1 protein-coding gene is annotated in these 313 nt (G+C 63.3%); it reads right to left on the minus strand.

All coding sequences use genetic code 11. The features are described 5' to 3' along the window. A partial coding sequence (locus HWX14_RS36305) for an SEL1-like repeat protein (protein WP_175886803.1) occupies positions 1-299 on the minus strand: 299 nt, incomplete at its 3' end. Positions 300-313: the final 14 nt, after the last annotated feature.

The following is a 313-nucleotide window of genomic DNA, read 5'->3' on the forward strand; positions in this document are numbered from 1 at the left end:
TCGCGCATCCACTTGAGCGCCTGGTAGCTGTCCTGGCGCACGCCGTCGCCGCGGAAATAACGCAGGCCGAGGTCGTAGGCGGCCTTCGGCTGGGCCTTCGCGGTTTGCTTGAGCGCGGCGATGCGCGGATCGTCCCGGTCTTCCGCATCGTCCCTTTTTTGATAGGAGACCTGATCTTTAGGGCGATCGGAACAACCTGTGTCGTCGCAGATCCGTACCGTGCCGGCGGTAACCGACGGATCCTGCGCGCACGCGGCCAACAGCAACAGCAGCCCCGGTGCGAGTAAACGGCGATACATGGGTACTTTCCTCA

It is taken from the genome of Burkholderia sp. BCC0044 (genome assembly GCF_902832955.1).
GTDB lineage: Bacteria > Pseudomonadota > Gammaproteobacteria > Burkholderiales > Burkholderiaceae > Burkholderia.